Origin of the sequence: Rhizobium sp. K102 (assembly GCF_022385315.1) — a bacterium.
GTDB lineage: Bacteria > Pseudomonadota > Alphaproteobacteria > Rhizobiales > Rhizobiaceae > Rhizobium > Rhizobium croatiense.
This window is the reverse complement of record NZ_CP092432.1, coordinates 16,131-39,888: the sequence shown is the minus strand read 5'-3', so window position 1 is coordinate 39,888 and position 23,758 is coordinate 16,131. Positions and strand designations below refer to the sequence as shown.

At 59.6% G+C, this 23,758-nt stretch carries 23 protein-coding genes and 9 pseudogenes; 16 read left to right on the top strand and 16 right to left on the bottom strand.

What is annotated here, in order from left to right; all coding sequences use genetic code 11:
• Window positions 1-347: 347 nt before the first annotated feature.
• From MHI61_RS00225 to MHI61_RS00205, 4 genes and pseudogenes are all read right to left on the bottom strand, one after another.
• Window positions 348-1,214 carry an ISAs1 family transposase gene (locus tag MHI61_RS00225; RefSeq protein ID WP_237353332.1) on the bottom strand — a complete coding sequence of 289 codons (867 nt, stop codon included), beginning with the start codon at window positions 1,212-1,214 and terminating at the stop codon, window positions 348-350.
• A gap of 286 nt (window positions 1,215-1,500) precedes the next feature.
• Window positions 1,501-2,109 carry a LysR substrate-binding domain-containing protein gene (locus tag MHI61_RS00220; RefSeq protein WP_010022778.1) on the bottom strand — a complete coding sequence of 203 codons (609 nt, stop codon included), beginning with the start codon at window positions 2,107-2,109 and terminating at the stop codon, window positions 1,501-1,503.
• Between the two features lie 631 nt (window positions 2,110-2,740).
• Window positions 2,741-3,483, bottom strand: a pseudogene (locus tag MHI61_RS00210) (SDR family oxidoreductase).
• Between the two features lie 11 nt (window positions 3,484-3,494).
• Entirely contained in the window at window positions 3,495-4,277 is a 783-nt protein-coding gene (locus tag MHI61_RS00205; protein WP_011053310.1) for an SDR family NAD(P)-dependent oxidoreductase, read from the bottom strand.
• 467 nt (window positions 4,278-4,744) lie between these two features.
• Here MHI61_RS00205 and MHI61_RS00200 point away from each other — a divergent pair, with 467 nt between their 5' ends.
• The 5 genes from MHI61_RS00200 to MHI61_RS00185 all read left to right on the top strand — a co-directional run bounded on the left by MHI61_RS00200 (window position 4,745) and on the right by MHI61_RS00185 (window position 9,323).
• Window positions 4,745-5,596 (top strand): SDR family NAD(P)-dependent oxidoreductase, encoded by an 852-nt coding sequence (locus tag MHI61_RS00200; protein WP_009991591.1) that lies wholly within the window; start codon window positions 4,745-4,747, stop codon window positions 5,594-5,596.
• Window positions 5,597-5,603: 7 nt separating this feature from the next.
• Window positions 5,604-6,329 (top strand): RibD family protein, encoded by a 726-nt coding sequence (locus MHI61_RS00195; RefSeq protein ID WP_225881321.1) that lies wholly within the window; start codon window positions 5,604-5,606, stop codon window positions 6,327-6,329.
• Between the two features lie 22 nt (window positions 6,330-6,351).
• Window positions 6,352-6,474, top strand: a complete 123-nt coding sequence (locus tag MHI61_RS32550; RefSeq protein WP_009982859.1) for a hypothetical protein — start codon at window positions 6,352-6,354, stop codon at window positions 6,472-6,474.
• Between the two features lie 480 nt (window positions 6,475-6,954).
• Window positions 6,955-8,904, top strand: coding sequence for a multicopper oxidase domain-containing protein (locus tag MHI61_RS00190; protein ID WP_018446454.1), 1,950 nt, complete (start codon window positions 6,955-6,957; stop codon window positions 8,902-8,904).
• A gap of 26 nt (window positions 8,905-8,930) precedes the next feature.
• Window positions 8,931-9,323, top strand: a complete 393-nt coding sequence (locus MHI61_RS00185) for a hypothetical protein (protein WP_004674379.1) — start codon at window positions 8,931-8,933, stop codon at window positions 9,321-9,323.
• Window positions 9,324-9,400: 77 nt separating this feature from the next.
• Here MHI61_RS00185 and MHI61_RS00180 read toward each other — a convergent pair.
• The 4 genes and pseudogenes from MHI61_RS00180 to MHI61_RS00165 all read right to left on the bottom strand — a co-directional run.
• A pseudogene (locus tag MHI61_RS00180) lies at window positions 9,401-10,068 on the bottom strand (IS66 family transposase zinc-finger binding domain-containing protein); the annotation flags it as partial.
• A gap of 47 nt (window positions 10,069-10,115) precedes the next feature.
• Window positions 10,116-10,403, bottom strand: coding sequence for a hypothetical protein (locus tag MHI61_RS00175; protein ID WP_008534161.1), 288 nt, complete (start codon window positions 10,401-10,403; stop codon window positions 10,116-10,118).
• A gap of 327 nt (window positions 10,404-10,730) precedes the next feature.
• Window positions 10,731-10,874: pseudogene (tnpB, locus tag MHI61_RS00170) on the bottom strand (IS66 family insertion sequence element accessory protein TnpB); the annotation flags it as partial.
• Between the two features lie 308 nt (window positions 10,875-11,182).
• Window positions 11,183-11,650 (bottom strand): avidin/streptavidin family protein, encoded by a 468-nt coding sequence (locus MHI61_RS00165; RefSeq protein WP_004674376.1) that lies wholly within the window; start codon window positions 11,648-11,650, stop codon window positions 11,183-11,185.
• Between the two features lie 183 nt (window positions 11,651-11,833).
• Between MHI61_RS00165 and MHI61_RS00160 the strand changes: the two are divergent.
• From MHI61_RS00160 to MHI61_RS00135, 6 genes and pseudogenes are all read left to right on the top strand, one after another.
• A pseudogene (locus tag MHI61_RS00160) lies at window positions 11,834-11,941 on the top strand (transposase domain-containing protein); the annotation flags it as partial.
• Window positions 11,942-12,219: 278 nt separating this feature from the next.
• A complete protein-coding gene (locus MHI61_RS00155) occupies window positions 12,220-12,867 on the top strand; it encodes an FAD binding domain-containing protein (RefSeq protein ID WP_029875513.1) in 648 nt (215 codons plus the stop codon).
• Between the two features lie 186 nt (window positions 12,868-13,053).
• On the top strand, window positions 13,054-13,338 hold the full coding sequence (locus MHI61_RS00150) for a 2Fe-2S iron-sulfur cluster-binding protein (protein ID WP_004674373.1): 285 nt from the start codon (window positions 13,054-13,056) through the stop codon (window positions 13,336-13,338).
• Window positions 13,335-14,097: pseudogene (locus tag MHI61_RS00145) on the top strand (N-acyl homoserine lactonase family protein). The gene MHI61_RS00150 and the pseudogene MHI61_RS00145 overlap by 4 nt, the downstream one beginning before the upstream one ends.
• Window positions 14,094-14,418 (top strand): annotated as a pseudogene (locus MHI61_RS00140) (xanthine dehydrogenase family protein molybdopterin-binding subunit); the annotation flags it as partial. The pseudogenes MHI61_RS00145 and MHI61_RS00140, both read left to right, overlap by 4 nt.
• Window positions 14,419-14,608: 190 nt before the next feature.
• A pseudogene (locus MHI61_RS00135) lies at window positions 14,609-14,991 on the top strand (transposase); the annotation flags it as partial.
• Here the strand turns inward: MHI61_RS00135 and MHI61_RS00130 are convergent.
• The 4 genes from MHI61_RS00130 to MHI61_RS00115 all read right to left on the bottom strand — a co-directional run bounded on the left by MHI61_RS00130 (window position 14,948) and on the right by MHI61_RS00115 (window position 16,394).
• On the bottom strand, window positions 14,948-15,268 hold the full coding sequence (locus tag MHI61_RS00130) for a hypothetical protein (RefSeq protein WP_008534157.1): 321 nt from the start codon (window positions 15,266-15,268) through the stop codon (window positions 14,948-14,950). The pseudogene MHI61_RS00135 and the gene MHI61_RS00130 sit on opposite strands and share 44 nt — an antisense overlap.
• Before the next feature lie 321 nt (window positions 15,269-15,589).
• A complete protein-coding gene (locus MHI61_RS00125) occupies window positions 15,590-15,733 on the bottom strand; it encodes a hypothetical protein (RefSeq protein ID WP_164517822.1) in 144 nt (47 codons plus the stop codon).
• 39 nt (window positions 15,734-15,772) lie between these two features.
• Complete coding sequence (locus tag MHI61_RS00120) at window positions 15,773-16,030, bottom strand: BON domain-containing protein (protein ID WP_029875514.1); 258 nt, start codon at window positions 16,028-16,030, stop codon at window positions 15,773-15,775.
• A 154-nt stretch (window positions 16,031-16,184) separates the two neighbouring features.
• Window positions 16,185-16,394, bottom strand: coding sequence for a CBS domain-containing protein (locus MHI61_RS00115; protein ID WP_008534154.1), 210 nt, complete (start codon window positions 16,392-16,394; stop codon window positions 16,185-16,187).
• 270 nt (window positions 16,395-16,664) lie between these two features.
• Between MHI61_RS00115 and MHI61_RS00110 the strand changes: the two are divergent.
• Window positions 16,665-17,706: pseudogene (locus tag MHI61_RS00110) on the top strand (type III polyketide synthase); the annotation flags it as partial.
• Window positions 17,707-17,941: 235 nt separating this feature from the next.
• Here MHI61_RS00110 and MHI61_RS00105 read toward each other — a convergent pair.
• The gene (locus MHI61_RS00105; RefSeq protein WP_237352262.1) at window positions 17,942-18,049 is read right to left on the bottom strand and encodes a hypothetical protein; all 108 of its coding nucleotides are present in this window, start codon (window positions 18,047-18,049) and stop codon (window positions 17,942-17,944) included.
• Between the two features lie 805 nt (window positions 18,050-18,854).
• Here MHI61_RS00105 and MHI61_RS00100 point away from each other — a divergent pair.
• Entirely contained in the window at window positions 18,855-19,733 is an 879-nt protein-coding gene (locus tag MHI61_RS00100; protein ID WP_029875515.1) for a response regulator, read from the top strand.
• Here MHI61_RS00100 and MHI61_RS00095 read toward each other — a convergent pair.
• The 3 genes and pseudogenes from MHI61_RS00095 to MHI61_RS00085 form a co-directional block, all read right to left on the bottom strand.
• Entirely contained in the window at window positions 19,699-20,346 is a 648-nt protein-coding gene (locus tag MHI61_RS00095; protein WP_011053300.1) for a BON domain-containing protein, read from the bottom strand. The two genes, MHI61_RS00100 and MHI61_RS00095, sit on opposite strands and share 35 nt — an antisense overlap.
• A gap of 123 nt (window positions 20,347-20,469) precedes the next feature.
• A complete protein-coding gene (locus MHI61_RS00090; protein ID WP_011053299.1) occupies window positions 20,470-21,825 on the bottom strand; it encodes a trypsin-like peptidase domain-containing protein in 1,356 nt (451 codons plus the stop codon).
• A gap of 108 nt (window positions 21,826-21,933) precedes the next feature.
• A pseudogene (locus MHI61_RS00085) lies at window positions 21,934-22,820 on the bottom strand (zinc-binding alcohol dehydrogenase family protein).
• Window positions 22,821-22,953: 133 nt separating this feature from the next.
• Here MHI61_RS00085 and MHI61_RS00080 point away from each other — a divergent pair.
• Genes MHI61_RS00080 through MHI61_RS00070 form a run of 3 tightly spaced genes read left to right on the top strand, consistent with a single transcriptional unit; the run spans window position 22,954 to window position 23,657 of the window.
• Complete coding sequence (locus MHI61_RS00080) at window positions 22,954-23,253, top strand: hypothetical protein (RefSeq protein ID WP_029875516.1); 300 nt, start codon at window positions 22,954-22,956, stop codon at window positions 23,251-23,253.
• A gap of 42 nt (window positions 23,254-23,295) precedes the next feature.
• The gene (locus MHI61_RS00075) at window positions 23,296-23,550 is read left to right on the top strand and encodes a hypothetical protein (RefSeq protein WP_225880286.1); all 255 of its coding nucleotides are present in this window, start codon (window positions 23,296-23,298) and stop codon (window positions 23,548-23,550) included.
• The gene (locus MHI61_RS00070; protein ID WP_237353325.1) at window positions 23,547-23,657 is read left to right on the top strand and encodes a hypothetical protein; all 111 of its coding nucleotides are present in this window, start codon (window positions 23,547-23,549) and stop codon (window positions 23,655-23,657) included. The genes MHI61_RS00075 and MHI61_RS00070 overlap by 4 nt, the downstream gene beginning before the upstream one ends.
• Window positions 23,658-23,758: the final 101 nt, after the last annotated feature.

Sequence of the window (23,758 nt, the reverse complement as noted above, 5' to 3'; positions counted from 1 at the left end):
GATATCGATCCAGATTGTCTGAGAGCTACCAGTATTCGTTGATCCTGCCGTTATAGCTTTGCCTGCTCGTCTGCACAAATTTAGATATCGAGAGATCAAAAACGGGCGCCTGGAGGAGAGCCGTGGCAGTACCGCATTCGTACCGGCTGGTCGTGTCAGACAGCCGAAGACTTGCGGATTCTCTACCATCATGGATGGCCTCGGCTCAGAGAGGGATCGGAGGCTGTCACGTATTTTTTTCCGCTTTCGGCATGTTAAAGGATGCCAGGCGATCTTGCTGCCAATTATTTTTCTGGCTGCGAGCGACCGCTTTCTGCCGGCACTCAAATTCCCCTGGTGAAGCAGGGCTATCGCATATGAGCGATGATAGAGATGAGGAACTGATCGTCCCACCCTGCCTTCTTGATCTTTCGACGAATGGAGGCCTTATCTGGATGGGCCCGGATGAGGTTGAGGGCAATCTTTCGTAACAGAGCAATGTTTGCCGGTCCGTGATCCTTACGGTTTCTGGCGGCATCCTCGCGGAACTGGACGTCGAGCACCCAGTGCAGTTTGTTTTCGATCTGCCAATGAGTTCTGGTTACCTCGATCAGGGCGGCAGCCGACATGACGGTGGAGAGCAGGAAGTAGCGGACATGGCTGGTCAGACGGCCATCGGCATGACGGCTTGTGGCCTCGACGGAGCCGATGGCCTGCAGGCCGGGGAAGTCGATGTCATTGACGGCGACGATGCAGGCACGGCGTCTTTCGCAGCGGTCATGGTCATTCTCGGCGGCGGTCTGGACGCCGAGTGGCTCGACGTCGTCCAGACGAGCAATCGTCTGTGCCAGGAGGCCGGGCTGATTGGCCTTCAACGCCAGGGCATAGTCGCCGCCGGCGGAAAGGATGGCATGAGCGGTATCGGCGCGGCAATGCAGGGCATCGGCGGTGACGATGGCACCTTCCAGCGACAAAAGCGCAAGCGCATCAAGCGCCCCTTGGACCTCGTTGCGGCCCGGCGCGGTCTGTTGGCCGATGACCAGGCCGCAACCGGCAGCCCAGACCTTGACGAGGGGCAGCGGCGTCGCCTCGTACCGCCTTGCCGTCGACCGCCACCACGCCTTCCATGCCCTTTGCAAAGGCTTCGGTAAAGCGGCTTCGAAGGCAACCTGATTGAGGCAGCGGAAAACGGTGGAGAAGGTGCCATGGCCGGCGATGCCATAGGGCAGCGGCACGATCGTCTTGAGCCACTTCTTTTTGGAAACGCCGGATCGGCCATGTCGGCGCAGCTTTCGGCGCCGCAAACGATCGCGGCAATGGCAATGAACAGGATCGACATCAGCGGATGACGTGTGTTGCGCCCCGAGGGTCGGGCAGATCTTTAAAACAGGTGGCAAATCGATTCATCCGTACCTCCAAATTATCGGAGAGTTCTTGAGTCGATTTGCCTCAACAAAACAACTCCTTACCATCCATATGCGATTCTCCTGCCTGGTGAAGCTGTCTCGTCTGGCCGTCACTTCAATCGCCCGCAACCGGCGCCTTAAGGTAGTCGAGAAACGTCCGGAGAGCGGACGGCACCTGTCGATGCGAAACGTAGTATGCATGAAAACCCGGCCCGGTAGAGGTCCAGTCCGGCAGCACGACTTCGAGTGAACCGGCCGCAAGTTTGTCCTCGACCCGGGCCTGCAGGCAATAAAAGAGACCGCCTCCCTCCTCCGCCATGCGGATAGATAGTTCCGAATCTCCGAGCGTGAGAAGTCCCGGAACGTCGAGAGAAACCATGCGATCGCCGTCGCCAAGTTCCCATTTGCAGAGGTGATCCGTACCGGTTCGGATCCGGATGCACTCGTGCGTCAAGAGATCTTCCGGCCGCGCGGGCCGCCCTCGTTCGTTGAGATAGGCCGGAGAACCGACTACGATCCATTCGAGTTCGGATGTCAGACGCGACGCGATCATCCCCTCGGGAACCGTTCCCCCATAACGGATGCCCGCGTCAAAACCTTCGGCGACCATATCGATGAAGCGATCCTCGACGCTGACTTCGACCTCGACATCTGGGTAGCTCTTGCGAAAACTGTGCAGTCGAGGAGCGATCAGCAGCTCGGCGGCGTCACGCAGGGTGGTCACTCTCACTCTGCCCGTAGGCCCGCTCCTGAAACTGTCTAGGAGATCCATCGCAGCTTGAATGCCGAGGAAACGGGGCTCCAGTTCGGCAAGCAGCACTTCGCCGGCGGCGGTGAGACTGATGCTCCTGCTTGTCCGATGAAACAGACGGACGCCCAGACGGGCCTCCAAACCCCTGATCGAGTGGCTGAGGGCAGACCCGGAAACGCCGCGAAGCGCGGCGGCCTTTCGGAACCCCCCGCACGCGCGATCGCGACGAAAGTTTCAAGGTCGGCCAGATCGGCCCGCGTTGATACCATGAGTTATGGATACTCGCACTTGTACTGAAAAAGATCGCCCTTGCCGGCGCCGACCTTGCTTCAGGCCGGCCGGCACCTTCAATCCTTATTTAACTGGCCCTGTATTTGGTATGTGATGGCCGAGGAAGCAGTCAAAAATTTGACCTAGTGATCCATGTTGGATCCTGCGAAGGACGGCGGAGATGGCCGGTCGCTGAAAAACGAAAACGTCCGGGATTAGATCGTCATGCAATGAAGATCTTCGTGTCCACAGCCACGAGAGACGGCACCGGTTGGTTCCGCGAGGCGGTCTAACAGTCCCGGAGGTTCTAGTTCTGAGCTCTCGAAAACGCGGGCTACCAGTCCTGCCGGGTTGGATGGACGAAATGTCGTTGATCGTGATCTCCGGGGGCTGGTCTAGTGCATAGACCACGGCTTCAGCCACCGACGACGGCGGAATACCCTGCTTGTTGAGCTCTCCGGCGATCTTTCTGCCCGTCTCGTCATGAACCTTGTCGGCCCAGCCGGTATCGATCACGCCAGGGCTGATCATAGACACTTGGATCCCGCTACCCACGCCCACCTCCTTCCTGAGGCTTTCGGTAATACCGCGTATGAAGAACTTCGTGGCTCCGTAAACCCCTGCCGCCTCGCCGACATGAACGCCGGCGATAGAGCTCATATTCAGGATGCGGCCGGACCGGCGCTCCAACATCGACGGCAGCACCGCGGCGATCGCATGCAGATAGCCACGCAGGTTGGTATCGATCATCTTGTTCCAATCGCCGACGGCGGCATCCTTCCAATAGGAAAAGAGCATGAGGCCGGCATTGTTGACCAATATATCGACCGGGCCGTACGTCGTTGTGGCGAACGCGACGAGGGCCTTGGTACTCTCAAAATCCGTGGCATCAGCAACCTTGTAGCTGGCAATACCTCCCGAACCGGTGATGTCTTCGACGATCTGACTGAGGCGTTCCTCATTGCGGCCGGCAAGGACGACGCGCGCACCTTTTTCCGCCAATCCTCTGGCGGTCGCCGCTCCAATGCCCGAGGAAGCCCCTGTGACGATGGCGACCTTGTTTTTCAGATGTGACATGACGTGCTCCTTCACTGCGGTTGGGTCAATTCGGCTTGCCGCGCGGCTTTGACGGGCTCGGGGGTCGTCCGGTTTTCCAACACCTGCCGCTTGGTTTTCTGATCTCCGCCGACGATATGGTCGATGCCGTTCATGAGGGCCTCGAAGCCCTGCTTGGCGACGAGCGTCTTGTCGTTTTTTTGTTGGCCACCGAGCTTCGTACCGCCCATTCCAGCGTTCGCGTGGAAGTCGCTGTTGGTGGCGCCCGGAAGGAGTGCCGTCACCGTGACCCCGGTCGAGCGCAACTCCTCGCGCAGAGATTCCGCGAACATGTAACCGAATGCCTTCGACGGGCCGTAAACGGTTTCGTATGGCGTGGGCAGGGTCGCCGAAACCGAGGAGGTGATGAGAATCCTGCCGCGGCCGTTCTTGACCATATGTTGGACGACGCGTTTGGCCATATGGACGGTCCCGGTTACATTGATCGCAAGCAGGCGAAGCTCATCCTCGAGATCGTTATCGACAAAGGCGCCGCCAATACCGATACCGACGTTCAGAGCCGCGGCTTCCAAGGGGCGCCCCAGCCCCTGCGTAAAGGTCCAGAACCTCTCGACGCCATCGTACGTCGAGGCATCCGCTTTGAACGGATATGCTTCGGCATCAAGGCTTCGTAGCGCATCGGCGGCCTCGTTCACCTTGTCGCTTGAGCCTGAAATGGCGACATCGAATCCATTCTTGGCGAATTGTTTGGCAAGCTCGAAGCCTATTCCAGATGAGCCGCCCGTGATCATTGCGAGTGGTTTATTCCCTGTCATGATTTCACTCCTTTGGTTTGGTCAGCACCACGATCGTCTCGAGGCGCTGGTGACCAAATGCCCGTGGAGCCGATTGGTTACATGAGCAAAATTGATCGGGGCGGCGAGTGAAAATCATCCACCGATCTGGCAGGGACCAGGAGTGCGTTACCTTTTTGGTCCCGTCCGCGGTCGAACTGGCCAGGCATTCCCTACGTCACGAAGGCCCTTGAGTGAACACGGCTCATCGGTGCGTGCGATCCCGCTCACTTCAAGTAGCCGTCGCGCTACCCTATTCTTATAGTGCGATCGAACGGTCGTTCGCAGCCCGCGGATATGATCCGACGACCCAAGCGCCCGAGTAGCGTTGATGGACTTCTCTGCGCTGGTGCCATCGGCCGGCACGCTTCTCGGAGAAAAATTCCACGGCGACGGCTTGTCCGGCACACCTTCCAGCGGTGACGGTCCAATGACGGGAAAGACAAAAAATGAGCGAGAGAATGAACAGCGTCGTTGCTCCTGGCCGCGTTGCGGTCATCACGGGAGCTGCGAAGGGCATCGGCTTGGCAATCGCGAGGGCTCTCGCGGCCCGCGGCATGAAGCTCGCGCTGCTGGATCTCGACGCCGACGCACTTGAGGATGTTACTTCGACACTCGACACGGACATCCTGATCGTGAGCGGCGACGTATCAGATTTGTCGGCACTGACCAGGTTGCGGGACGAAACGATTTCGCGGTTTGGCGACGTGGCCGTCCTAGTAAACAACGCGGGCATAACGCAAGGAGCCGGCCCTTGGGACAATCCTGCAAAGTGGCGACGCCAGATCGATGTAAACTTCGGAGGTGTTCTGGCCGCGCAACACGTCTTCGTGCCCTACATGATCGAAGCCGGTCGCCAGTCGGCCGTTGTCAACCTCGGCTCCAAGGAAGGTATTACGACTCCTCCAGGTAACGCCGCATATTCGGTGGCAAAGGCAGCTGTCAAAGTCCTGACCGAACAGCTGTCGCACGAGCTTCTGAAGGAGACGGGAGGTCGTGTTTCGGCTCATCTCCTCGTCCCTGGCTACACGTGGACACCCATGAACATCGCACTCAAGCCGCAGGGCATTGCGAAACCCGATGAGGCATGGACCGCAGAGCAACTGGTGGAATACTTCCTGGTCCGTCTGCTCGACGAGAATTTTTACATCATCTGTCCGGATAACGCGGTTACGTCTGCGATCGATGCCAGAAGGATCCGCTGGGCGGCCGACGACATGATCCTGAACCGGCCGGCGCTTTCACGCTGGCACCCCGACTGGATGGATAAATTCGCAGCCTGGTTGAAGTCAGGTCACTGACGGTGGAATGTTTGTAGAGGAGAGTAATCCAATGCCCAGACCCTATGTAATCTGTCACATGATGTCGCCGCTGGATGGCCGATTGATCGTCAATGATTGGGCCGAGGCAACCGGCCATTCGGTCGATGAGCTCGTGAAGATCTATGACGGCCTGCATGAGAAGATCGGTGCCGACGCCTGGCTTTCGGGAAGAGCGACGGGAGAAGAGTTCGCGGACGCCGTCGACCGCCCCTATCAAGCAACCGGCACAGCCGCGCGACCGATCCATATCGCCAACCCGGACGCCGGCGAGTTCGCTGTCATCGTGGATAAGGACGGTCGGCTACGCTGGGACAAGAGCGACATTGAGGGAGCTCACCTTGTGGTCCTGACAGGATCTGACGTGGATGATGCTTACCTGGCGGGCCTCACCCAGGCTGGCGTTTCCTATATCGTCTCGGAGAAAGATGGCGTCGATCTGAAAAACGCGCTTGACCTTCTTGGAACCGAGTTCGGTGTGAAGCGCTTGATGCTGGAAGGCGGGGCGCAAACCAATGGCCATTTCTTGAAGGCGGGTCTTGTTGACGAGGTCAGCCTGGTCATCTTCCCTGCGATCGGAGGCAAGTCGAATACACCGGCCATATTCGAGGGCGGCGAGGATGGGCTTGCCGGCAGGGCGAGGCTCACGTTTATCAGCGCCGAAGCCGCTGGCCTCGGCTCCGTGCATCTGAGATATCGCGTTGGACGTCCATAAGAGACGTCCATAGGAGAAGATTGTGGAAGGGCTCCCTCCTGCCGTCGTCGAAATGATCGTCGAGGAGCAGGGCGCGATACTCCTGAGCAAGCAACCTTGTTTCGAGATCATCGCGCAGCGCAGAGAGCCGGAAGAACTGGCGTAGTCTGCCCGTGGTGTCTCTCCGATTAGGCGGTGTGATGAACGGTATGTGACGCCGACATTAATGCCCGCGGCGGTGACCGCGATATGAGCGTCAAGGCGTTGCTCGAGTGCAGCTCGACAAACAAACAAGGTGAGACGCGTATTGCCGCACGTAACGATGCTCCCCACAAAAATGTCGGGCCTACTACACCTGCTGTCAGGTTTGTCAGGTGCGCGCCATGGTGCTGTTCCGCCCGACTTCCTACCGCGCTCTCGTGGAAGTCCTTGAAGCATAGGCACAAGATTCCTTCTGAGGCTCGATCCGGCCAGAGTGGCATGAGTCTTGAAACTTTCTCGTCGCGCGGCGGCAGCTGTCTTCTCCCGAGAAAGCGCGCGAGTCAAAGTCGAATTGCAGGTGAACGCATGGTGACGCAGTAGAACTTTGTGGATGCGGTTCGACCCGGGGAGAACAAAACTCCGGGCAGAGGTTTGGGAGGGTTGTTTGTCTGTGTCTGACAAAATTGCGATCTTCGGTATGGCGAGCGTTTTTTCGGTCACCCATGCGCTATTCGCAGTCGCTCAAGAGGCCAGGGCCGTGACTAACCCCCTGGCCTATATGCTGCAACCTATCACAAAATCCCAGGGGATGCTGAAAACCTTCGAACAAAGCCGGGAGACATTTCCGGGCGAGGTTCTGCTCGATATGAACGCTACCTATCTCGACCGACAGATCTACAATCCGGCCACGGCGCGCTACGACCACGTTAAACTGCGCGGCTATCAAGACGCCCGCCAGACCGGCTTATCCGGTGCCGACACGCCATTGGTTGGACCGACCATCGATCTACGGCCCGGTCAGACGGTGCGGGTAACGCTTCACAACCTGTTCCCTCAGGATTCCACCTGCGGCATCGGCGGTGGCAGTGCCAATACCCCCCATTGCTTCAACGGTACCAACCTGCATTCGCACGGTCTCTGGGTAAATCCGTCTGGCAATGGCGATAATGTGCTGATCTCAATCCGTCCCGGCGTTTCGTTCCAATATGAATACAACATCGCCGTTGAGCATCCCGCCGGCACCTTCTGGTATCACCCACACCTACACGGATCAACCGCATTGCAGGTGTCGAGTGGCATGTCCGGGGCGTTGATCATCCGTGGCGATCGCATGCCGACACCGACCGAGACTGGCGATATCGACCGCCTATTGAAGCAGCCGGGCGGCTCCGATATCGCCGAACGGGTTTTGGTGCTACAGCAGATTCAATATGCTTGCACCGATAACAATGGCGACATCACTTATGATTGCCAGCCAGGACAGGTGGGCGGCATCGAAAGCTACGATCAGTTCGGACCTGGCAGTTGGCCGGCTTCGGGCCGCTTCACCAGCGTCAACGGCCAGGTGCTTGGTCAGTTGGCATTAGCGGAGGCTGGCTCGGTCGAGCGGTGGCGGATGATACACGCCGGGGTTCGCGACACCATCAATTTCGAAATCCGGCGCAAGACCGGGACGACCGCGTTCCGCACGCTTGCGGCAGCGGACACCGACAGATGGATCGATCAGAATTGCGGCAAGGATACTATTCCGTATGGGGTGGTGGCCCAGGACGGGCTGACAATGGCGCAGGTGCAGATGCGGCAGCAAGCGATCCTGCAACCGGGCTACCGCGTTGACGCGCTGGTGGTGTTGCCAGGAGCGGGTGACTACTGCATCATCGATGGCGCCGCACCGGCAGCGGCCAGCGTCAACCAGGAGGCTCCAAGCCGACGGCTTCTCGGCATAGTCACTGCAGTAGGCGGCCATGCCGTCAATGGCGAGATCGGCACCTATCTGCAGGATTGGCTGATTTCGGCGGCTGAGCGCACGATGTCACAGAATGTCGCCGGCAAGGTTATCGATGACCTCAAGAACGAGATGTCGCTCTCAAGCTTTATTCCCCATCCGGACATCGACGCGGGCGAGGTCACCGGCGAGCAGCAACTGGTGTTTAACATCGATGTGAAACAGCCGGGTGCCACCTTCTTCGAGGTTGACGGCAAACCTTATGATCCCAACCGCATCGACCGGACGTTGCCGCTGAGCGGAGTCGACGAATGGACGCTCCGCTCGGATTTCGTCAGCCACCCATTCCATATCCATGTCAATCCGTTTCAGATCATCAAAATTGTCGATGCGGCCGGCAACGATGTCAGCGCGCTTGGCGCCGATGACGACGGCGATCCGCAATATCCAGGCTTGAAAAATGTCTGGAAGGACACGCTGTGGATCAAGAATCCCGGCACCGATCCGTCGGCGCGCTACACGATCACCGTGCGGACGCACTACCAGCGCTATATCGGCGAGTTCGTTCTGCATTGCCACATCCTCGATCATGAGGACCAGGGCATGATGCAGAACATCAGGATCACCCTGCCGGACGGCCAGGGTGGCACCGTTTCCGGCCATCATTAGGGCGTCGATCGCCATTGGGAGGAACTATGAGCTTCACTGGCACTTGGAGTTATCGCAGCCTGATCAACAATCCCGATTTATCGGTTGATTTCAATGCACTGGAATTTGGCCAGGGAACGCTGGTGCTGACCGAGTTGGCTCGGCGCAAGGTCGGCGGAACCATTGGTGGGCCCGGGTGGTCGCTGGAATTGACCGGTACGGTGCGTCCGGGAGACCCTGTCGAGCTGCAATTCACTGGAAAGGGCGATGTGGCCGGCGAGACCTGGATCTACAGCTATCGCGGCTACATCGTGCCGAACTGGCCGAATGGCGTCGATCAAAGGGACGCCATTGTCGGTAGCATCGTCCGCGACGTCCCGCATTCGCATGGGGTCGCCGCAGCCGGCTACGTTGCCTCCTGGTATGCCGTGCGACAGTGATGCTCCAGCATTTGCCGCAGCTCGAAGACATTCGGATCAACATTCACCGGCCAGGGTCTGGGTCGACGGACCGATGCCTCACATTTGAACCGCGTGCTCTGGCGGTTCAGCGGGATGTGCTGCCCGAACTTGTCGAACACGATCGTCGCCAGCAACTGAGGGCCGATGAAGCCGCGCGGGCGTCGCATGGAACGGTGCGGGAGCCTGACTGATCGCCTCGCAATCGCGGCAGGTAAATTTCTCGCGCACCGTCTCGATCACCTTGAATCGGCGCGGGATATCCTCCAGCGTTTCCGTCACATCCTCGCCCAGCTTCGACAGCCGCGAGCCGCCACAGCAGGCACATGCCGTCGGCGCTTCGATGACGATGCGTGCGCGCTCGACGTCTTTGGGCGACGCCTTGCGCACTGGACGCTTGCGGGCGAAGGCGCGCACGGACTGCGTTCTGGCCGCGGCCTCTTGGACGCTCAGTTCGTCCTCGGCGGCCTACGCCACGAGCTCTTCGAGCTGCAAATTCCAACTGATCGATCAGCCGCTGCGTGCGCTCGCGGCGCGGCCCGTGCTTCTCGCGCTCCAGCTTGCCGATCAGCAACTGCAAATGCACGTTGAGCGCCTCAATGCTCGACAGCCGCGCCTTCGCGTTGGCCGCGTCCGCCTCAGCTTGCAGCCGCGCAGCACGTTCGGCCAGCAGCGCCGGATGAGCGCTGGCAAGGTCCGATGGCAGGGTAAGCGGCGGCAATGTCATAACGACATTGAATCAGATTTCTCAACAATCTCAATGCAAAAATTGAGTCAAACCCGGCTGGGGCGCCAGGTTTCCTGCCGTGCGCGCCAGTCAATTCCCTCCAGCGACAACGCATGTTGATGCCCCTCCTGGTGAGGCTGAATGATTCTCAGATCGAGTTGATGAATGGTACGGTTGCGAAGGTCGCGAACCGCGTTGACGACCGCTGGGGAATTTTGGAACAAATATGCTCCGGTTGATTGCTGGTCGATGAGCAGGCGCTTCCGCCTGATTTGAACGTAAATCCAATTGACGGGAATATCGAGCCTGGCGGCAAGTTGTACGGCGCTGAGCAAACTAGGTTCGTGTGTCCATCTGTTGCGCTGTGCCTTTACCTAGATGCCCGCTGCAAGGCGGAGGCGTTGCACAGTGATTGGCAAAACCTTCTCCTCACAATTGGGCGAATGGTGTCCTTCGCGCGTCAGTATTTCAGGCTTCGACATATCCCTGTGTCGCAGACACGGGTATCAGCAAGGTCGATCCACCACGATGTTCAACCTCATACGACGGCGCGAAGTTGCCGCCTCTACGTCCCACCTCACGCATCACATTAAAGGAGCGTCCAAATAACGGATGGCTCGGATCCAGCACCTCGATCTTGTCCGGTGATGATTCGTCAGAACTCACAAGCAGGGATATTTCTGTAGACCTTCGAGCAGATAACCGAGCTGCGCCGGTGTGATCACCACCGTGCCGTCAGCGGCTGACGGCCAGATGAAGCGGCCGCGCTCCAGCTTCTTCGTGAACAGACAAGCGCCCTGGCCGTCACGCTAGATAAACCTTCCTCGCTCCAATTTTTTCGTGAACAGGCAGGCCCCCTGGCCATCGTGCCAAACGACCTTGATCAGATCGCCGCGTTTGCCCCAAGGCGGCGCATCCTCGGATGCTTACTTTTGTCCGGAAAGCTTGCCGTTTTGGCCGCATTGAACTCATCAAATAAGGATTTGCGCCGCGCGGACGAGCACGCGGCGCTTTTATTCGGCAGGGAAAGCAGCTTCGTCTAAGCCTTTGGCCATATTCGATGAATTCTTGCTCCACAATCTCTGACGGGCCAGCGCCGGCAGGGCAGAGGAGATTAATCCTTCAAGAGGCTTTTGTTCTCAGTCGTCGGCACGTACTGGAAAGTGTCTTGTCCTTGCTCAATGGCCGGACCGGAGCCGCCTTCGTAAGCGAGGTTCCAGCTCGTGACTATCTCAGTGTTGTTGCCGTTGACCTGTGCGTAGCCGGTCCATCCGGTTGCGGAATTGCAGTTCTCCGTCGAATTGTTCCAGCCGACCGAAAATGCGATGAACGTCCCGTTTACCCTTCCTGTTAGCGGATAGGGCGAGTTCTGGCATCCGGTGCCCTGGGCTCTGTTTACATATTGGCCGGAGACATTTCCGAACGAGTCGACTTGAATGATCATCGTCGAGCCGGACTGGTTCTGCCAACTGCTGGAAGCCGATGCGATGCTTGAAAAATCCTTGAAGTTGCTTGCATCGAAAGCAAGAGCTGAGGTTGCTACAGCAAACACAAGTGCTGCAACTGCATTAGTACGGATCATGGTTTTTCCTCCTGATGTGCGCCGACCGTCGGCGATCGTACCGAAGGTTGCATATAAACTCGTAATAATCAATCAATCCGAGTAGCAATTTCCCGGGTTGAGAAAACCGAAAGACGGGCCGCGCGTTGCGTGGCGCGGCCCGAGAACGAGCATCAGGAGTGAAGACTTACACGATGCAAATTACGAACGGGATAGCGCAACGCTAATATCTTGACCATCATTGGAACGGACAAACTGCATGGCCGCAACCCCGAGAGCTACCTCACGGACGTCCTAACCCAGATCAAAGATTAACCGGTAGATAGGCTTGAAGACCTGTTGCCGTGGAATATGCTTCCGACGGTCTCCACTGCGCAAAAGGCCGCCTGATGGCTCGTTCGATGCATATCTGCACGATCGAAGACGTGGCCACCATGACCGGCGAGAACCTCGAACTGCTCAGAGAGATCGTATCCATCCGAGCAGGGCCGCGGGATTTTGGGCGCCGCGCGTAGTAACGTCGGTTCATGGAGATCGGATCGAACTGCACGGAGATCGGGTGAGAATCGGCGCCGACGGTACGCCATCACTTGACCGCGACAGACCCGATCATCCGCCAACACTTGCCGATCGTGCATGAGGCGATGCATCACGTCACCCATATGAGCGTGCGCAACCGCGGCACCTTCGGCGGCAGCGTCGCGCATGCGGATCCAGCGACCGAGATGCCGATGATGACACGGTTCCTCGGTGGGACGGTCATCGCCTCCTCTCAGCGCGGCAGACGCGAAATACCTGCAGCCGATTTTTTTGTCGGATCGCTGGTCAACTCGTTGGAACCGGACGAGTTTGTAATTCGCGTCGAGCTCGACGCGATGAGACCGGATGCCGGATGGGGATTTGAGGAGTTTGCAAAACGCCACGGGGACTTCGCACTCGCTTGCTTTGCGACGACGCTGCATTGTGTAGATGGCAGGGCGTCTGACGTTCGCGTTGGCATGATGGGCGTTGGTGAAACCCCGCTGCGGCTTGAAGAGATCGAGGGCATCATCGAGGGGACGGATGTTTCCGAGCCGGCTCTCGATACGGTGGCGGATCGCCTGGCTGGAATCCTCACGCCCAACACGGATATCCATGCCTCTGCAGATTACCGCAGGCATCTCTCAGGCGTCCTTGCCAAACGGGCCCGTCGCGCCGCCTGGAGCCGCGCGAACCACGAAAGGCTTCAAGCAAGATGAGTGAGAAGACGATCACCGTCAGCGTCAACGAAGCGTATATGACGCGCACGATCGAAGCACGAACGCTGCTGAGCCACTTCCTGCGCCAGGATCCTTTGCCTGACCGGAACCCATGTCGGGTGCGAACATGGCGTTTGCGGTGCCTGCACCGTCATTCTCGATGGAAGGAGCGCACGCTCCTGTCTGATGCTTGCAGTGCAGGCAGACGGAAGCGAAATCGAAACCATGGCCAGGGAAGCGTCGATACTCGGACGAATCCAAGAAGCGTTCCGCCAGCATCATGGCCTGCAATGCGAATTTGTAGGCCCAGTTTCATCGTTGGCGATCATCGACCTTCTTCGCCACCATCCGCTGGAAACCGATGATAAGATCAGGGAAGCGCTCTCAGGAAACATCTGTCGTTGTACGGGCTATGAAAACATCGTCAACGCCGTCCGCGAACTGGCTAGCAAGAGAGGACCTTTAAGATGAAGATGCATTTTCTCGAGGCCGGCCGCCTTCGTATGCGCCGGTCCATCTACGTCCCTGGGGCGCTGAAGGAAGAAGCGATTGAATTGCCGGTTCACGCCACCCTGATGCGCCATCCCCAAGGCAACGCGCTGTTCGATAGCGGATGCAATCCAGAGGCCGCCATCGATCCAGGCGCGCGATGGGGTGGGTTAAGCAAGGTTATGACCCCGATCTTTTCGCCAGAGCGGACGGTCGTTCATCAGTTGAAGAACTCTTGCTCTCGATCCCGAGGACATAGATGTTGTGATCTGTTCACATCTGCATCCCGATCATTGCGGCTGCAACGCGTACTTTCGGCGCGCAACGATCCTCTGCCACGAAGCGGAGGCGCAGGCCGCCACGGCAAGCGGTGCAGAAAATCAAGGCTATCTTCGAGGAGAATGGGACCAGCCCCAGGGTTTCCAGACCTTCAATGCCGAGCATGACGTCTTTGGCGACGGGCGCATCGTCTTGCTGCCCATGCCGGGTCATACCCCCGGAATGACCGTCGCCCGTGTCGAGCTGGAAAAAGATGGTTCATTTATACTCGCTTCAGATGCTGCCCCGCTCCAGGCGAGCGTCGACACCGGTATCGCTCCGAGAAATACTTGGAACATCGAACTCGCCGCAGAGGCACTCGCTCGCCTGAAAGCTCTTCGGGAGCGGGGAGCTTCTATCATTTTCGGCCACGACGACGCGCAATGGCAAGAGTTGCGAAAGGGTGTGGAGTTCTACGAATGAGCCAGCAGGACCATTCCGTCGAGCTGCGGCCCAAACTTGTCGGCAAGCGGGACAAGCGCACCGAAGATCCACGTCTGCTGACGGGTGTTGGTCAGTATGTCGATGACATGGCGCCGCGGTATGTTGCATATCGCATTGCGACGCTCCGACCAGCCACATGCCCGAATCCTGAACATCGATGTCGGCGATGCGTTCTCGGTGCCCGGCGTCGTCGCGATCTATAACGCGAGCGACCTGGAAGGAGAGATCAAACCTGCCATACCGACCTCGCGTATGCCTGGTTATTACGCCACCCCCATATGGCCACTTGCACGCGGGAAAAGGTGGCCGTTCTATCGGATCGTGTCCCAGTACGTGGCGTAGGTGACGGTAGGGAGTAAAGCCGAGCGCCCGCGCGCTTCTCGTTGCGCTGTAGCGGGTGATCGGCTTTGCGGGCGGCCATCAGTGTTTTTCCGCTAGGGTCGGGTTGTTCAAGACCAACCTGACGGAAAGATCACCGAGGACCAATGACATGATGAACGTGCGCTCCCTTGTTGAGAAGAGTGCCGATGCAGATTTGTTGCGTGAGATGATCGGTCTTGCTGCCGAGCGGCTGATGGAGCTGGAAGTAGGCTCGGCTACGGGTGCAGACTTCGGTGTGAAGAACTCGATGCGGCTCGCACAACGCAATGGCTACCGTGACATCGGGAGACGCGGGCTGGCACCGTCGAGCTTCGCATTCCGAAGCTGCGCAAAGGCAGCTACTTTCCGAGCTTCCTTGAACCGCGCCGCATGGCAGAGAAAGCTCTGACGGCCGTTATCCAGGAAGCGTATATCCAGGGAATCTCGACTCGTTCTGTCGACGACTTGGTCAAGGCCATGGGTATGAGCGGCATCTCCAAAAGCCAGGTGAGCAGCCTAACATCGGGACGAACGCAATCTGCGGGGCGAAGGTGGCTGCGACGGCCATCCTCATCAGCGGCTGGAGATAGATCAGATAACCGCCCACGGTGACAAGGATGCCGATCTGGAGTAGCGGCTCGGAGATGCTGGTCCCAACGAAACTGCCCACCGGTTCCGCTTCCGCAAAGACGATCGACAGCTCAACCCCCTCGAGCGTGGATTCCGATGGCGGCGTCTCGGCCCGATGCAGAACGCGCGCCCCGAGCCAAAGCGTGCTTTTTTCGCCCACCCAGCTTCTTTAGAGGTTGGAGGTGAATTTATCGCGCCCTTCAACACTGCGACCGCGAGATAGAGGGAGACGAGAAAGAGAAGAGACCGGTATGACGCTTGCTCGGTCGCCTCATTGACGATCCGGCGCTGGAGTTCGAGAGGCGCCGCGCCGATAACGAAAAGAGCCAGGGACAGCCCTGCGACCAACGCCTGATGACGCCTTCCCATCAGCCAGATGAAGCCGAATAGTTCGGAGAGCATCGAATCCGTCGCGCCATTTGCGGGACGCGGCCGGACAATTAAATCCTGGAGGGCCAGATGTTCATCGCGCACTCACGGGTCAGAGAGAGCGCTCGACGCGCCCGGTTCGGGAGTCGTCGGATGGCCTCACCAGTAGGACGCTCACGACCGTCCCCACCATGAGGATCAGGATGACGAGGAGAAACCTCGACGCGACGGCGTCTGCGATGACCCTGACAAACATGACGGAAACTCCAGGGACGATTTCATAGTTTGAGAGAGCTCACCATGCGGTAGCCAGGGTGATGTTGTTTACCACGCCGCCGACGCCGCGGATGCTTTCCGCCGCCACCCTGGCCGCCGAGCATTCCAGCTCCGTCTCGACCTCTCCCCTCAGGGTCACTGCCCCGTCGGAGACGGTCGCATTGACGATGGGGAACCTTATTTCGAACTCGGTTTCCAGGCGGCCACGAACGGCCGTCCCTAGGGCCTCGTCGCCGGAAGCAGTACACTGCCGTCGAACATCGAGAAGCGCTCGCATCAAGTCGTGACGGCTGATTATGCCGGCGAGTCTGCCGTTCGGTGTTTGATGTCGTGGGCCTGCAGGAGTTCTGCGAGCTGGCTCGCGGTTGCGCTCGGGGCGGCGCTGACGACGGGCGTCGACATCACGTCCTTGACGCGCCAGCTTCGGGCCTTCACATAGTCCGCCAGTGCATCTTCGCGGTCGCGCGTATGCGGTACCGCCCGTCTCGCCCAGGATGACGCCACCCGGCGCAGCAGGTCTCCCCGGTGACGATGCCGGTGAGCCGCCCTTCGCCATCGATGACGGGCACCGCGCCGATCTTGCTGGCGTTGACGATCTCGACGGCTTCCCTGACGTTGTGTCCCTCGTCGAGCGTCGTCACGGGGTCGTCATGATGTCTCTAGCAAGCATCGCGCTGTCTCCTTTTCGATCGGACAATTACGGAGCCAACTTGTTGAGCGCATTGACGTGGATCAAGGCAGACACGAAGCCGCGGGAGGCATTCTTCACGCGTCGTCGTCTCTGAAGCCTTCCGACGAAGTGCGGCGTCAGGCTCGCCCGCATTGCAACTTATTGAGGATCGAGGCGTTACGGTTCGGTCTCGTCCTCGCGCGGCGTACCAAATTCTTCCCGCGCCGTCGCAAGGAGTCTTATGCAGCAACCCGTCAAGCTGGTATCCGTCGGCACCGCCGTTCCGCCACATGTCATCGACCAGCGTGACGCGGCGCGAGCCTCGCACACCGCGTTCTCATCGCGATTTGGCGATTTCGAAAAGCTGGCAAGGGTGTTCGAAACCTCGGGAATTCGGCGCCGCTATGCCGTCCGGCCGATCGAGTGGTATCTCGAGACGTCGGGATGGCCCGAACGAAACCTCGCTCATATCGAGGGCGCGGGTGCAATGTTCGTCGCCGCCGCCAGCAAGGCTCTCGTGTCGGCGGGCATTGCAGCAGGCGATGTCGACACGATCGTAACCGTCTCCTCGACTGGTATTGCGACACCTAGTCTGGAAGCGAGGGTAAGCCGAGAACTGGGCTTCCGGGACGATGTCGAACGGGTTCCCGTGTTTGGCCTCGGCTGTGCCGGCGGAGTCTCTTGGGCTTTCAATCGGGTCACGGCTGGCGGCATCCCGGCCAGGCTCAGTCGTGCTGGTGGTCGCCGTCGAGACCTGCACGTTGGCATTTCGCATGGACAAGCTTACGAAGGCGAACATCGTGGCGACCGCCCTCTTCGGCGACGGGGCCGCCGCCTGCGTGGTGCGTGCTAGTGAGACCGGTCTGGCCGAGGTCGAACTTGCAGGCCAGCATACGTGGCCCGACACGCTAGACATCATGGGATGGAGCGTCGATCCGGAGGGTCTGGGCGTGATCTTCGATCGTGCGATACCACCGTTCGCCGAAACTCATGTGCTGAAGGGCGTAACGTCCATACTCGCCCGATCAGATCTTGCTCCTGCCGACGTTGACCGGTTTGCGTGCCACCCCGGTGGATCAAAGGTTATCACCGCCTTGGAATCGGCGCTTAAACTAAGCCAGGGAACCCTCGACCAGGAACGTGAGGTTCTCTCGGACTATGGGAACATGTCCTCGCCAACCGCGCTGTTCGTACTCGAGAAGCTTCTTGCGCAAGGACTACCCAGGAGAACTGTCCTGACGGCGATGGGACCGGGCTTCACCCTTAGCTGCCTCTCGTTGACGAGGCTGCAGCATGACCCGGCGATCATTCTCCAGGACGTTTTAAGATCGCATCGTTTGCAGAACGAACAGGAACTCGAAACAGGTAGCTGACGCTGCAAAGGCTGCGATTGCCGTGGGACACCCCAAGTCGAAGGCGAGGTTGCCACCTCGCACTCGAATCCTTTCTCCTGCGTGCCGGCGTAGCTGCGGCAGTATGGCTGGTGGTAGTCGCTACCCAATCCGGTCCTCTGTCGCACTAGGAGGAGCGTGCCCAGCGCCAATTCTGGATTTCCGGCAAGTCTTCTCCACGCTCCCGCACGAACGCCCGGTGCTCGTCGAGCTTTGCATGCAAGGCTGCCGTCACATCTGGCACCTTTTCGGCGAGGCCGGGCACGCGCGCGATCGGTCGCGATGTCTATCTGCGTGTATCTGAACCATGCGATCCAGCCATGGCACTGAATGTGCATCGGCAAACAAAAGCGGATTTACAACCAACGTTGTCAGATACGTCTCCCCCAAGCGGCATTGATGTCTCGGAGGCCAGTGTCTCTCGATTACGCCTGTCATCGATCGCCGACCTCGGCAGGCCACAAGGAGTGGGAAACTTTGATCTCCTACGCACTTTGCTCATCGCTTCCCATTCCTAGCTGCATTGAAGCGTATCTGGGGCAGAGTGACTTCAAATAGGCGCTTCAGCGGAGTCCACCGACCGAGGCACTGGATGTTCGCAACCAACTGCCGCTTTTCCGGAAGATGATGAGTTAAGGTGGCAGGAAACGGAATAAGACTGGTTGACGAGAAGCCCGGGAAAAACAACAGAAACTGGTTCGAAAGTTTTTGTTCGTTCATCAGCGCTTTTTGTTGGATTGTGAGAGCACGGATCCTGCCAACTGCTTGATAGCAGTGCTGTATTTCGTGCTCGATAGAACCTGCGAAGCCTTGTCCTCCATCGCAGCTCCTGTCTGCTTTGAGGTGCCCGCCTGCAAGGGCTCTGTTGCAAGATCGACTTCGACTATGTCGGGATGTACCCCGGCGATCCGCCCCGGCAGCTACGTCCTCATTTCCGTGACCGACACCGGCACCGGAATGACGTCCGATGTGATGGAGAGGGCTTTCGACCGTTCTTCACCGCGAAACCGACGGGCTCGGGAACGGGGCTTGGGCTGAGCATGGTCTACGGTTTCGCAAAGCAATCCGCAGGGCACCTGCAGCTCTACAGCGAACTTGGCGAAGGGACGACGGTGCGCCTCTTTCTTCCACGCGCCGACGCCGGAAAGGATTCTCATCCGAACGAGCAGCGGGCTGAGGAAGCCCCGCCTCGGGGCACGGAAACTATCCCGGTGGTCGAGGACGACGCGAGAGTTCGCCGAGTGACGGTCAGCCGCCTGCAGACGCTTGCCTACTTCGTGATCGAAGCTACGAACGGGATCGACGCGTTGAAGGAGCTGGAGGCGGGGCATGACGTAGCGCTCCTGTTCAGTGATGTGGCCATGCCGGGAATGAACGACGACGAACTGGCCCGGAATGTCCGGGAGCGCTGGCCGAGGGTGAAAATTCTCCTGACGTCGGGCTTTTCTGAACCCCATGCCGCGGAAAAGGAGATCGAAGCGGGCGCCGGCTGGCTGAAGAAGCCGTACACTGCATCGGAGATGTCGACCCGTCTCAGGCTGCTGCTCGCCGCGAGGCCTAATAGCGATTCTGCTCGACAGCAGGATTTCAATTTAGAAAAATCAAACCCGAACCTCAATCGCGCTGCCGTTGCGGGGACTCATATCTTTCTTCGCGGAAGATCCCAGCCTACGTCGCCACCCAAGGTCGCTCTCCAACAACAACAATGGTCGCCTTGTGCTCGCGACGGAGGCTCTGCAACGGGTGGTGCGGAATTTCATTCCGAAGACGAGATCTGCGCGCAAGTCGATCAAGGAAATTGGGCTCTATGCGAAGGGCGCTCAGCGGCGCCCTTGCTGCTGAGTGTGGGCAGAGCAGTAACGTCTAGCCAATCCCGATATTCGATCACCCGACCGTCAGTCGGTCGTCGAGAGTGCTGATCCCTGGAGCGGACCATGCAGCGCGCTCCGCCGCCTGCCGTTCCGACCAGGTCTTCACCTTGCCGGAGAGGATTACCTTTCTGCCTTGGACGTCGATTCTGATTGCATCGGCCTCAAGAGCGGCGTCGCGTTGGAAAGCATCCTCGATGCGTTTCTTGACATCCACCGCCGTAATATGCGGCTTCAGCTCCACTAGGTTGGACACCCCTACTACGCCGGCGAGATGCCGCACGGCGTCGTAGGCAGCGTTCTTTTGATATTGCCACTCGACCTCTCCCCGCAAGGTGATCCACCCTTTGAGGACCCGCACCTGCACCGAATCCTTTGGCACGGAAACGTTCCAGTCGAGCATTTTGACAGCTCGCCGGGCGATGTCGTCGTCGTCTGTTTCCTTCGGCCCGAAAATCCGGACCTCGATATCGGCAGCTATTCCGCGCACGCCCTTGACGCGACTAACCACGCGCTCTGCGGCGTCTTTCTCCGCGTAGGTGCGCGCGTGACCAGTCAGTGTGACGATCCCGCTTTCGACCGCGACGCCGATATCAGCCGCGTCGATACTGGGCTCGAATTCCATTTCGTCGAGAATGTTCTGTCTGAGTTGAATGTCGTTCATGACAACCTCCTTCAGGTTTGCGACGTGCCGATCGTGACAGCGCCGCAGATTTTCGTCGTTGATCTTCATCAAGCACGAGAGCGACCTTGGAATTTCAGCGGACAGAACACGGTCTGCGGGCTGCTACTGGGTCTGCACGTCAGCGGCCACGAAGAGGCGGTGGCCGTTCCTCACGACGGTGATGAGAGCACGGGCATGCTCCTTCACGAGTATTGAGAGGAGTTGCCCGACGTCCGTCACCGGCTGCTGGTCGAGAGCGACGATAACGTCGTCCGGCTGCAGGCCGGCCTGTGCCGCGACCGAACCCTCGGCGACGACGACGACGCGGGCGCCGGGACCATCGGGAGAGTTCGCCATCTCGGCGTCGGCGAGAGGGCCGCGGCCGATATGAATGGTACGCGGAGCAGCCGGTTCGGCAACCGGTGCGTCGGACACCACGGGAAATGCTTCTATCCTTCGGCTCGCGCGGTCGATCTGGAAGGACGGCTTGGACTGCAACGGTAGCGATCCCACAAGCCTTCGAACGTCGGACGCGCCGCGCACCGTCCTTCCGTCGACCATCCGAATGACGTCGCCCGGCTGAATTCCTGCATTTGCCGCCGGTGAACCCGGAAGGACTTCGCTGACCAGCGCGCCCGCCCCTTCATCGATGCCGAACGCCTTTGCGAGACCGGGCGTCAGGTCCTGCGTTAAAATTCCCACCTCGCCGCGTACCAACTTGCCGGTCAGGATGAGCTGCCGCATCACGATGCCGACAGTCTCGGCTGGGACCGCAAAACCGATGCCGATGCTTCCTCCGGCGGGGCCGATGATCGCGCTATTGATCCCGACCACGACGCCGTCCTCGCTTACAAGCGCGCCGCCCGAATTGCCGGGATTGGTCGACGCGTCCGTCTGAATGAATCCTTCGTACCCCTCCGATCCCACGGCACGGCGCCCAAGCGCGCTTACGATGCCCATCGTCGCGGTCTGGCCCAGGCCGAAGGGATTCCCGATCGCCACGACGACGTCGCCGACGTGAAGCGAGGACGCGCTTCCAAACTCGGCTTGAACAAGATGATCAGGTGGAATTTGAACGACAGCGACATCCGTCTCGGGATCGGCGCCGACAAGTTTCGCTTGGAAGCGTCGGCCGTCGGAGAGCGCCACCTCGATTTTTGAGGCGCTTGCTATGACATGCTGGTTGGTGACGATGTAGCCGTGGACCTCGTCGATGACGACACCCGATCCGGCCGATTGGAAGCTGTGCTCTGCCGGCGCAGCGTCGTCAGGTAGTCCGAAGAACTTTCTGTAGAAGGGATCAGCAAGCGTTGCATCCGCGTCGTCGAGTTCCCTGCCCTGCACCGAGATGCTGACGACGCTCGGCACGACACGCTGGAGCATCGGCGCGAGCGACAGGCTGTCTGCAACGGCTGGAGCCGACAATAGGCTCTCACCTGCGATGAAGAGCGCCGCCAAGGCGAGCAACGAACGCGACATCTCTGATCTCCTTGCGGAAGCGCCGCCGGTTGTCGGCGGACGTCTTGACGAAGAAGCTTTTGTGTAGCGCAAGCAAAGCGCATTGATCCTTGTCAAGGGGAACATCGGCTACGGACCGATCACGGCGGCTCCAGAGACACGGCCTGCGCGCAGATCGTCGAGAGCCTCGTTCGCATGCTCGAGGGGGTAGACGCTGGTGAAGCATCTGACCCCTGCCGCCTTCCCGATCGAGAAGAATTCCGCCCCGTCGCTCCGCGTCAGGTTCGCCACCGAGACGACCCGCCGCTCGCCCCAGAGCAGACGATAGGGCATGCTCGGAATGTCTGACATGTCGATGCCGCCGCAGACCACCGTTCCGCCCTTCCGCACCACGTCGAGCGCCATTGGCACGAGCTCGCCGGCCGGCGCGAAGATGATGGCGGCGTCGAGCGGCACCGGCGGCTTTTCACCGGAAAACCCGGCCCAGACGGCGCCAAGATCAAGCGTGAACTTCCGTCCGGCCTCGTCACCGGGAAGCACAAACGCATAGACGCTCTGGCCTCGATGCTTGCACACCTGCACGAGAATGTGGGCGGCCGCGCCGAACCCATAGATGCCGATCGTCCTCCCCTCGCCCGCCATCTTCAGGGATTGCCACCCGATGAGGCCCGCGCAGAGAAGAGGCGCGGTCGCCACCGGGTCCGCATCTTCAGGCAGTTCGAACGCGTAGCCCGCCTCGGCCGCCGCATGGGCCGCAAAGCCGCCGTCGATTGTGTACCCGTGAAGCCAGGATCGTTGCACAGGTTCTCGCGACCCTCTCGGCAATATGCGCAGTGCCCGCAGGTATGGCCCAGCCAAGGTACCCCGACTTTTTGACCGACAAGGCGACGAGGAAGGCCCTCGCCCGTTGCGATCACGGTTCCGACAATCTCATGCCCTGGAACGAGAGGAAGCTTTGGCTGGGAGAGGTCTCCTTCGCAGACGTGAAGGTCCGTCCGGCAGACGCCGCAGGCCACAGTCGTATCGCCACCTTCCCCACCTTGGCTTGATCCCGGTCAAACATCCGGATTGATGCTCGTCAAAGACAAACGCCCGGGGACAGATAGGCTCCTGGACACAGCGCCACGACCTCATCCAAAGGAGACGGACATGCGCGAACAAGAAAAGACCGGCAAGACAGAAACGAACGCTGCCACGACCATTCCTCCCGTCGAGCGAACGTCCGCAGACCTTGTTCTCGGACGTCGGGACGAGGATCGCTGGGAAGTGACGGCGGCGACGCCGCGAGGCCAGGCATGGGCGAGAGATCACTTCTGCTGCGCCCTGCGGCAATCCTTCACGGGCACCATGTGTCTCGACATCATGAGCGCCGATCGGCTTCTCAAGGAAGCGCATGACGACGGACTGACGACCGAGTTCGTTAGCCTGTCTGGCAAGGACATATACTGACATGTTCGCCACGGCGCCATCGGCCGAGGATCCCGGCAACGCATGCTCCACCTCGTCGAAACGGCCCACGCGCAGATCGCGCCCAACGGAAGCCTCCACCTCGTTCACGCGGTGGAGGGCCTGCCCTCGTCGGCCTCGCCGAACGATTGGGCGGTTGAGGTGATGGGAGCCTCCGAGACCAGGCTTTCGGAAGCCCCGCGGTCGACCGAGACTCCTGCTTCTATACACGTCCGAGCGGGCAACCCGTCGCAGCTCATCGTCGCCATCGCAAAGGAGATGCCGCCGATCTCGCCGTGATCGCCTCTCGCCGCGACGACGTGCTCGACCGCGTCTTCGCCTCGGTCGTGGACCACGTCGTGCAGCGCGCACCATGCACCGTGCTCGTCTTGCGAACCATCCGATGAGCCGCGGGCTTCACACGACCGTCTTCGCTTCAGCCTCGTTGGCCTGACCGGCGGCGACGTCGCGACACATTTCGGCGGCGTGCGACAACGTTCGTGACCCG